The following is a 9,037-nucleotide window of genomic DNA, read 5'->3' as shown; positions in this document are numbered from 1 at the left end:
GGAAAAAGTGTGCATTTTTTGGGATTTCAAGAGATGGCAAAGAAATTTTCAAATCTCCTCCTGACTCCTGACTCCTGACTCCTGACTCCTATGCCATCACGGAAAGACTTTCTCAGCAACCCCTAGTTATCTTTGCGTAAAAGGTATAGGAATCCGGTTTGATTCCTGAACATACTTGTGTAGGCAGGCAAGAGGTACTCATAAGCTGTTGTGCATTTAATTTGTATAAGTGGAACAGGCATCTTGCCTGTTAAACAAGAGTTCAGAATATTAGGATTATACAATTTAGCTGTGTAACAGCTTAGAAGAGGCAAAAGGGTTTGAGAATATTTAGGTGTACGGAGTTTTGTTCAATCATCAAATATAAGACTAATATTTGAACTTTATATTTTCTTCATCCAGTCTTGAACATTTTTGATTATTTTTATATATAAACTTGCAAATTATCTGCTAATTTATATTGATGATTAAAATTGCACTGCCGTAAATTTTACAGTTTAGCCTGATACATAAAATTTATTTAGTAATTTGTGGATAGATGTGATGTAAGCAATCTATTAATTACTCTAGCATCTAGAGAACTTATCTTTAACTAGGGTTTGCTGAATAAACCTAAAACCTTGATATATCAAAGGTTAGAGGCTGATAAACACAGAAATTAGTGCAAGGGTTTTGAAGGGTATACCGGAAAAAGTGTGCATTTTTTGGGATTTCAAGAGATGGCAAAGAAATTTTCAAATCTTCTCCTGACTCCTGACTCCTGACTCCTGACTCCTATGCCCTCACGGAAAGACTTTCTCAGCAACCCCTAACTAGGTAATCATCTCATCTTATATATGATGATTACACTTGTTGAAATTTATCACTTCACTTAATAACAAGTTTGGCAAAAACAAAATGAAGTTAGTAAATTTAAAAGATTCATATCAACTTTCATCTATGCAGCAAGGAATGCTGTTTAACAGCTTAGTTGCTCAAAATTCAGGAGTGAATATTGATCAAATGGTCTGTTTAATACATGAAAAAATTGATGTTTTGGCATTCCAAAAAGCATGGCAAAGAGTCGTAGAACGAAACGCAGTTCTAAGAACTAGCTTTGATTGGGAAACTGAGAGAGAACCTCTACAATGTGTACATCAACAGGTAACAATTACCCTAGAAAAACAAGATTGGTGTGGCTTATCTGAGGCAGAACAATCAACTAAATTAGAAGCTTATTTGCAAAGTGATCGCACTCTTGGTTTTCAGTTAAATGTTGCCCCATTAATGCGTCTGGCATTATTTCAGTTGAGAGAATCTGTTTACCAATTTGTTTGGACTTTTCACCATGCTTTGTTAGATAGTCGTTCTTTATCTAGGATTATGAAAGAAGTGTTTACCTTGTATGATACTTTCTGTCAAGGAAAAGATTTGCAACTACCCCAACCCCGTCCTTATCAAGACTATATCGCCTGGTTACAGCAACAAGATTGGTCTAAAGCAGAAATTTTTTGGCGAGATTTACTCAAAGGTTTTACTGCACCTACACCTTTATTAGTAGACTCAACCCCTAGTGAAAAAAGTGGTTTTGGTGAGCAAGCCATCCGACTCTCAGAAAAAATTACAGCGATGTTGCAGTCGTTAGCAAAACAACATCAAATTACACTAAATACTTTAGTCCAAGCTGCTTGGGCTTTATTGCTCAGTCGTTATAGTGGTGAATCTGATGTGGTTTTTGGAGCGACAAGATCCTGTAGTTATTCCTCCGTACCTGGTGCAGATTCAATGGTAGGATTATTAATTAATACCGTACCAGTGCGAGTGGAAATATCAGGAGAAAAACCGCTTTTATCTTGGTTGAAAGAATTGCGATCGCAGTGGGTGGCTATGCGAGACTACGAACATACACCCCTAGTCAAGATTCAAAGATGCAGTGATGTACCACCCGGAAAGCCATTGTTTGAGAGCATTTTTGTATTTGAAAACCATGAATTAAATACTACCTTACGTTCTCAGGGCGGTAGATGGGAAAATCTGCAAGTACAGTTAGCAGAACAAACTAACTTTCCTTTAACATTACTGGGTTATGGAGAATCAGAACTGTTATTAAAACTCAAATATGACCGCCAAAAATTTGATGATGCTAAAATAGCTAGAATGCTGGGACATCTTCAGACATTATTATCCAGCATGGCGACAAATCCTTGGCAATGTTTAGGAGAATTACCACTAATAACAACATCTGAAAAACAGCAAATGTTGATTGATTGGAATAATACAAAAGCTGATTTTGCCGATAAAATTTGTATTCATCAACTCTTTGAAACTCAGGTAGAAAGAACACCGGATGCTGTAGCCGTTGTTTTTGAAAAAGAACAATTAACCTACAAAGAATTGAATGATAGAGCTAATCAATTAGCCCATAAATTGCAAAAATTAGGTGTGAAACCAGGGGTATTAGTCGCTGTTTATTTAGAGCGATCGCTAGAAATGATTCCGGCGGTATTAGGAATTTTAAAAGCCGGCGGCGCTTATGTACCACTAGAACCCAGTTTTGCGAAAGCCAGGATTCAATTATTATTATCTTCTCTGGAAATTAATTGTTTAGTTACCCAAACTTGGCTGTTACCAGATATTCATAAATTAGAACTAAAGGCATTACAAAACCTGATTTGTTTAGATCAGTCAGATCATCCTCAATCTACTGCTAAAGTAGAACATCAACAAGTGTGGAATAGTTTTGATTTAGATTTACTTCCCACAGAAAACCCATCAACATCTGCCACATCTAATGATATCGCTTATGTAATTTTCACCTCTGGTTCTACAGGTACACCCAAAGGGGTTGTAGTTCGTCATCAACCGGTAATTAATTTAATTGAATGGGTGAATAAAACCTTTCATGTCAATGCTAACGACAGGGTTTTATTTATCACTTCCTTATGTTTTGATCTGTCAGTTTATGACATTTTCGGACTATTAGCAGCCGGTGGTTCAATTCGGGTAGTTTCTAGTAATGATGTCCGAGATCCAGAGGCTTTATTAAATATTATCTGCCATGAACCGATTACATTTTGGGATTCCGCACCACCAGCATTGCAACAACTAGCTGGCTTTTTTCCCAAAGTGCAAATAAGTAATTTTCATCCTCAATTGCGGTTAGTATTTATGAGTGGTGATTGGATACCAGTCACATTACCAGATTTACTCAAAACTACTTTTCCTGGTGTAGAAGTAATTAGTTTGGGTGGTGCAACAGAAGCCACAGTTTGGTCTAATTATTATCCCATTGGTAAAGTAGAACCCCATTGGAAAAGTATTCCCTATGGTAAACCGATTCAAAATGCTCAATATTACATTTTGGATGATTTTTTACATCCTTGTCCTATTGGTGTAACCGGGGAATTATATATTGGTGGAGAATGTTTAGCCTCTGGTTATTTACATCAACCTGAACTTACAGCCCAAAAATTTATATCCAATCCTTTTAGTGATAACAAAGCAGCACGACTTTATAAAACAGGAGATTTAGCGCGGTATTTTAGTGATGGAAATATTGAATTTCTTGGTAGAATTGACCATCAAGTAAAAATTCGTGGTTTTCGCATTGAGTTAGGCGAAATTGAAAGTGTACTTACACAACATGAATCTGTACAGGAAACTGTAGTTATAGCGAGAGAAGATGAAGCAGGAAATAAACGCTTAGTGGCTTATGTGGTGGTAAATGGTGAGTCTGCAACCACGATGAATGAATTACGGCGGTTTTTACAATATAAATTGCCAGAATATATGATTCCATCGGCTTTTGTGGCGATCGCCCACATCCCCCTCACTCCTAATGGTAAGGTAGACCGCCGCACTTTACCCATCCCCGACCAAAGACCAGAATTAGAAACACTCTTTGTTGCCCCTAGAAATGCTATAGAAATCGAATTAGCGCAAATTTGGTCAGAGGTTTTAGGTATTGGGTCAATTGGTATTAATGATAATTTCTTTGACTTGGGGGGAAATTCTCTTTTAGCGGTGAGATTATTTACACAAATTGAACAGAAATTTGGTCAAAAACTGCCTTTAGCTACCTTATTTCAATCCCCAACTATAGAAGAGTTAGTTAGTCTTCTTATCCAAGCAAATACATCCGTTTCTTGGTCTTCTTTGGTGAAAATGCAGCCCGGTAGCAGTGCCAAACGTCCTTTATTTTTGATACATGCTTTGGGAGGAAATGTGGTTGGCTACCAAACTCTAGTACGTTATCTGGGTAAAGAGCAACCTGTATATGGACTGCAAGCACAAGGACTTGATGGTAAACAAGCTTCCCATACTAGGGTGGAAGACATGGCATCTCACTACATCCAAGAAATTCGCACTGTTCAACCGCATGGTGTTTATCTTTTGGGTGGTTTCTCCAGTGGTGGGATAGTTGCCTTTGAAATGGCGCGTCAGTTAGAAGCCCAAGGCGATCGCGTGGCTTTATTGGCAATGTTAGATACATATAACCCTAGTTTGTATATCAATCATCCTTCGCTATTCCGGACAATTTATGTCTATTTGCTTTCTCTGTTGCGACTGCGATCAGCAGATAGATGGAATTATTTTCTCGCTAAACTGGATTGGTTTAGATCCTTATTTACAGGAAAAACCAGCAGCAAGTTCGACTTGTGGAATGAACACTCTTTTGATAATGATGCCAACCCTTACAACATGGCATTAATAGAAACTCTGAAACAGGCGACAATGGCAGATTATGTACCACAACCCTATGCTGGTAAAGTAACCTTATTTACCACCAAAGAAGTTTTGAGATGGTGTCGGTCTCAACCATGTAGAGGTTGGCGTGAAATGGCTCAACAAGGAGTGGAGATTCACGAAGTTCCCGGTACACATCTGAGTATGATTGGAGAACCAGGTGTACAAATTTTAGCGGAAAAATTAATTTTTTGCATAGAGCAGGCACAAGGGACTGGCAAATAATTTATTTTTTGCAGTTCCCTGACTGAATTTTTTTTTGCTCTGATCCGAAATCCCTAGGGTTGCTGTTGTAGTGAATCATGAGATTCTGATCACCAAGGTGTCAATCAATGGTTTATATCACACTTTGAGATGAAATCAAGTGATCAGGATCAATACTTTACCTGTTTTAACCCATTGAGGAATTGACAATACAAATGCCAAACTTAAGATATCTCAATTAAATAGGGTTTGCTGATAGCGTAGCGTGGCGTTAGCCATATAAATCCGAAAACTTTACAGGTAAACGGTTTTAGCTATTTTGACTTGTACTGAGCGACTTGTACTGAGCGACTTGTACTGAGCCTGTCGAAGTAAGCGTGGCGTAGCCATACTCCTTGAACTCCTGACTCCTTGAACTCCTGACTCCTTGATAGCGACTTGTACTGAGCCTGTCCTGAGCCTGTCCTGAGCCTGTCCTGAGCCTGTCCTGAGCCTGTCCTGAGCGGTGTCGAAGGGCGGTGTCGAAGGGCGGTGTCGAAGGGCGGTGTCGAAGGGCGGTGTCGAAGGGCGCAGTCGAAGTAAGCGTGGCGTTAGCCATACTACTGGTCCTTCACAGATAACTTTTTCAGCAAACCCTAAATATTAAATCAAAGTTGGTAAAAAGATTTTTGTCATCCCCCACAAGAATGACTCTCTAGTGCGAAGCATTACACTTTTCAACAATGATATTTTGAGATGATCAACCAAAATCTATAAAAACTTCATTTTTTGATGGTTTTTTATTCCAGATAATATAGATAAAACTTTTGCAGGAATCTTTAAGTATTGGTGTTTGGTTATTATTTAGGTAAGTAGATAACAGTAGTTATTTTAGTTACAGGAGATGTCAGGTGCTTAACAAAAATTTTCAGTTCATACCCCAAGGTAAATTCAAACTTCCCGCTATTGGCTTACTGATTGGTTTTGGCATTATAGGTTTAAGTGTAATTAGTGAACGGACAAAAATTAACCTGAAATCTACAGCCACAGCAGCGAATTTACCAGGTTATGCAAATCAAATTCAGAGTAACAATGAAAACTCTCTTTTGTCAAGACTGCGAGATATTAGAGATCAAAGAAGTCAACTTCAGTTAAATACTGTTGAACCACAAAATGTAGAATCTAATGTAGAATCTGAAGCTTTAAATAGAACGTTACACAATATACCCACAAATACAAGACAAAGAGGAGGAAAATCACCTGTTAATTTTCCTGAAAAAGATGGAATTTATCTTTATGGACAGTCCTCAACACCAAACCAGTTAGGACAAGGTTATATTGTGTTTCAAAAACAGCAAGGAAAGGTAATTGGTGCTTTGTATATGCCCAGTTCTGAGTTTAGCTGTTTTCAGGGTACAATTGCTCAATCTGGTGAGTTAGCAATGACGGTAACTAGCTCTCCTGGTGAAGTTGGTGTTACTCAAGTTTCAACTACTAGCAAAATACCCAACTTTACTGATGAAGATACTGCTACCTATGCCTATTCTATAGAACTGCAAGACTATCATCAGTTAAATTCTGTCAGTGCTAATGATAGAAAAATTTTACAAGCTTGTAGTCAACATTTCAGGTAAGCATTTAGCTATTAGCAGTCAGCGGTCAGCTTGTTAACAGTTAAGCCCAAAATCAATATTTGAACATCTACCAATTGATCAAATATATCAAATATTCTGACTCCTGACTCCTGACTCCTGACTCCTGACTCCTGACTCCTGACTCCTGACTCCTTGCGTTTAATACTCAATTCCCGCTTGCGCTTTAATTCCTTGATCTTTAAAAGGATGCTTAATTAAAGTCATTTCTGTAACTAGATCCGCTTTTTCAATTAAAGCCGGTGGTGCGCCTCTCCCTGTAAGAATTATGTGTTTATCTGCTGGTTTTTCGGCTAAACCTGCTAAGATTTGTTCAACTTGTAAATAACCAAGTTTGAGAGCAATATTAATTTCATCCAAGAGTACAAGTTTAAACTCTGGGTTGCGGATAAATTCTAAAGATTTTTCCCAAGCAGCGTTAGCTTTCTCCAAGTCTCTATCACGGTCCTGGGTTTCCCAAGTAAACCCTTCACCCATTGCGTGAAACTCTAGTTGGTCTGTCCAATGACTAAAAACCCGCTTTTCTGAAGGTTCCCAAGCACCTTTAATAAATTGGACGATCGCTACCTTGTATCCATGACCAAGCGATCGCATTACCATACCTAAAGCCGCAGTCGTCTTACCCTTGCCATTACCCGTATTAATAATAATTAAACCTTTTTCTGGGATGGCGTTAGCTATACGTTGATCTTGTATTTCCTTACGACGCTGCATTTTTTTGCGGTACTGTTCATCATTCAGCGATGATGTTGAAGATGACATGACCTCATCTATTAAACGGGAAATTTCCTGATCAGAATTTAATTCTTCTGGTTGATCGTTTTTCATAAATCCTATTGATAAATAACTGTTAAGCCTACGAGAATGAAGTATAATTGTTTTGAGTAAGGTTACACTAGAAATGATATAAATTCTGTTAGCTGTGATCTTAATAATTAAATTAGTTGTTCTTCATCGGCATAAGAGGATGTCTGAAAAGTTTTGAGAAAGTGATTTTGATTACGCCAATTGCTTCAACATTAAACGAATCATAGCTAGGGGATGCTGAATAAATGTAAAACCTGGATAAATTAAGAGATTGAGGATGATGAAAATTAAAATTGTGCCAATTTTTAATAAAGATTGGATGAATTATTCTATACAATTTTGAATGTGCCTAAAGCCAATCAATCGCTTTAATGCGACTAAAGTCGCTATCGACTTGTCCCCATGTCTAAAAGCCAGGGGTTTGCGTCTCGTTTCAGGGTCAATGGGGACATTAATTTGTCAACGCGGACAAATAATCTGGCAAACGAAAAAACGAGCGCGGAGGGATTTGAACCCCCGACCCACAGAACCGGAATCTGTTGCTCTATCCACTGAGCCACGCGCCCTTACATATACTTTTGTAATTATAACATAGTTACTAAAAATATAGTCAAATATTTCTAGCTTGGTAATGTTATACACCTTAGATGGCTAACTACAAGCCACAATATTCGGTTTCTATCATCAGATAGAGTTCCGAACTACTTTTACCTTTTTTCAGTTCTGATTTGATTAGCTACTCTTGAAAATGTTTTATTTCGTCTAATTTATAGGATTTCCTGGCACACAGGAACTATGGTTAGGTTAATTCTAACTCTCCGCACTCTCAGATCAGGACTTTCACCGCTTTTCAAGGATCTACGCTTTTTGAACTCACAACTAGTATATCACACACCTTCACATTTTGCATCACAGATGCAGACAAAAATTGATAATATTTTTGTACCACAGATGTTAATATTTGACTGCGATCGCTTGTTCTTTTTGTGCTAATCTGCCTGATAAAGTCGCAAACTTTTGTATTAGCATATACAGAATTAGCAAATACTTCTCAAGGCTTAGGTAATTGTAAAAATAATATAAAATTTTGTTAAATCATCGTTCTAGGGGTAGGCAAAATGAAATATATTGGATATATTTAACTTAATTGCCTATACCGAAAGATTTATAGTCTACGCAATATGTGATCCCCCTAGTTTGGACAAAAAAGCCGCTAGGGGGATCTTGTTTTAAGGGGCTTGAGTTAATATTTGTATTACCTAATCACATTTAAATATATATAAATGTATATTTACAGATGTTTCCTAAGTTATGATCTACAAAGCTAACAGGCAAGATGCCTGTTCCACAAGGGTTTTATGATTTCCGTTTGTACCTCACTAAGAGGATGTTGGAAAAGTTTATGGCTAACGCCACGCTACGCTATCGGCGAACTGCTTGCAGCAGCGCTTCGCTATCGCTCAAAAATAATCAAAAAATCATGTTAAAATGCCCGAAAGCCATACCTCATATTTGGTTGTTCCTGTCAATGCGTAAGTCTTAATTAATTTATAAAACATTTTATCAATTACCAATCACCAATCACCAATCACCAATCACCAATCACCAATCACCAATCACCAATCACCAATCACCAATCACCAATCACCAATCACCAATCACCAATCACC

Annotated in this window: 3 protein-coding genes and 1 tRNA gene; 2 read left to right on the top strand and 2 right to left on the bottom strand. The window is 37.7% G+C overall.

Annotation, left to right across the window (positions count from 1 at the left end):
• Window positions 1–897 precede the first annotated feature (897 nt).
• Both H6F47_RS25640 and H6F47_RS25635 read left to right on the top strand, forming a co-directional pair.
• Window positions 898–4,950 carry a non-ribosomal peptide synthetase gene (locus tag H6F47_RS25640; protein WP_190651594.1) on the top strand — a complete coding sequence of 1,351 codons (4,053 nt, stop codon included), beginning with the start codon at window positions 898–900 and terminating at the stop codon, window positions 4,948–4,950.
• 869 nt (window positions 4,951–5,819) lie between these two features.
• Window positions 5,820–6,542 carry a hypothetical protein gene (locus H6F47_RS25635; protein ID WP_190651592.1) on the top strand — a complete coding sequence of 241 codons (723 nt, stop codon included), beginning with the start codon at window positions 5,820–5,822 and terminating at the stop codon, window positions 6,540–6,542.
• Window positions 6,543–6,701: 159 nt separating this feature from the next.
• Here the strand turns inward: H6F47_RS25635 and cobO are convergent, their stop codons facing one another.
• Both cobO and H6F47_RS25625 read right to left on the bottom strand, forming a co-directional pair.
• Window positions 6,702–7,388 carry a cob(I)yrinic acid a,c-diamide adenosyltransferase gene (gene cobO / locus H6F47_RS25630; protein ID WP_096566152.1) on the bottom strand — a complete coding sequence of 229 codons (687 nt, stop codon included), beginning with the start codon at window positions 7,386–7,388 and terminating at the stop codon, window positions 6,702–6,704.
• Between the two features lie 472 nt (window positions 7,389–7,860).
• A tRNA-Arg gene (locus H6F47_RS25625) sits at window positions 7,861–7,933 on the bottom strand.
• Window positions 7,934–9,037: the final 1,104 nt, after the last annotated feature.

Origin of the sequence: Sphaerospermopsis sp. FACHB-1094 (assembly GCF_014696195.1) — a bacterium.
Taxonomy (GTDB): domain Bacteria; phylum Cyanobacteriota; class Cyanobacteriia; order Cyanobacteriales; family Nostocaceae; genus Sphaerospermopsis; species Sphaerospermopsis kisseleviana.
This window is presented reverse-complemented; position numbering and strand designations above follow the sequence as displayed.